1 protein-coding gene is annotated in these 1,350 nt (G+C 72.1%); it reads left to right on the plus strand.

Translation table 11 applies throughout. From position 1 onward, the window contains the following. Nucleotides 1-96: 96 nt before the first annotated feature. On the plus strand, nt 97-1,350 hold a 1,254-nt coding region (locus SACPADRAFT_RS0205385), incomplete at its 3' end, for an LCP family protein (protein ID WP_028662237.1).

Consider the following 1,350-nt stretch of genomic DNA (forward strand, 5'->3'; position numbering starts at 1 on the left):
CCGGGCGCGGGTGCGGACCCGGGCGGACGACCGTCCCGCCCGGACCGGGGACGGGGGGCCGGCGGCCGGAGGCTCGCCCACGTCAGCCTCGCCGTCGTGTCCGCACTGGTGCTGAGCCTCACCGGCTACGCGTGGGCGGTGATGCACGGCATGCTCAGCGGGATGACGACGGCCGACGTCATCGGCCCGGACGCCGGCGACCTGCCCGCGGACGGCTACCGGGACATCCTCCTCGTCGGGATGGACAGCCGCACCGACGCCCAGGGCAACCCGCTGCCGGAGGACATGCTGGCCAAGCTGAACGCCGGTGTCGCCGACGGCGCGCTGAACACCGACACCCTGATCTTCGTCCGGGTGCCCAACGACGGCAGCGAGGCCATGGCCGTGTCACTGCCGCGCGACTCGTACGTCACCATCCCCGGATTCGGCAAGCACAAGATCAACTCTGCGTACGCCCGGGGGAAGCTGGCCGCGCGCGAGGACCTCGTCGCCGAGGGGGTCACCGACGAGCAGGAACTCGAGGTCCGCAGCAACCAGGAGGGTGCCCGGACCCTGGTGCGGACGGTGGAGACCCTCACCGGCACCACGATCGACAACTACGCCTCGATCAACCTGCTCGGCTTCTACGACATCACCAAGGCGGTCGGCGGGGTCGAGGTCTGCCTGAACGAGGCCGTGGACGACCCCGCCTCCGGGGCCGACTTCGCGGCGGGCAGGCAGACCATCGAGGGGCTCGACGCGCTCGCCTTCGTCCGGCAGCGGCACGGCCTGCTGCGGGGGGATCTCGACCGGGTGGTCCGGCAGCAGGTGTTCATGGCCGGACTGGCACGCAAGGTGCTCTCCGCCGGCACGCTGGCCGACCCGGGCAAGCTGAACGCCCTGGTCGAGGCCATCAACAAGTCCGTGGTGGTCAACGAGGGCTGGGACATCCTGTCCTTCGCGCAGCAGATGCGCGGGCTCACCGGCGGGCAGATCGAGTTCCAGACCATCCCGATCGTGAATCCGGAGTACGAGACCACCACCGACGGGACCGCCGTCCGGGTGGACCCGGCCGAGGTCCGGACGTTCCTCGCGGAGGCGACCGGGGAGACCGGCGGCGAGGCGGCGACGCAGGCCCCGGCACCGGAGGAGATCACGGTCGACGTCTACAACACCTCGGACATCACCGGCCTCGCGGGCCGGGTGTCGGACGAACTGGCTCAGCAGGGTTTCGTCCCCGGCGAGGTGGCCAACGAGACACCGCGGCAGGCCAGCGTCGTGCGGACGGCACCGGACGAGCAGGCGTCCGGGCGGGCGGTCGCCGACGCGCTCGGCGGCCTGGCGGTGGAGACCGCGTCCGACGTCCCGGCC

The organism is Saccharomonospora iraqiensis subsp. paurometabolica YIM 90007 (assembly GCF_000231035.2).
Lineage (GTDB): Bacteria > Actinomycetota > Actinomycetes > Mycobacteriales > Pseudonocardiaceae > Saccharomonospora > Saccharomonospora paurometabolica.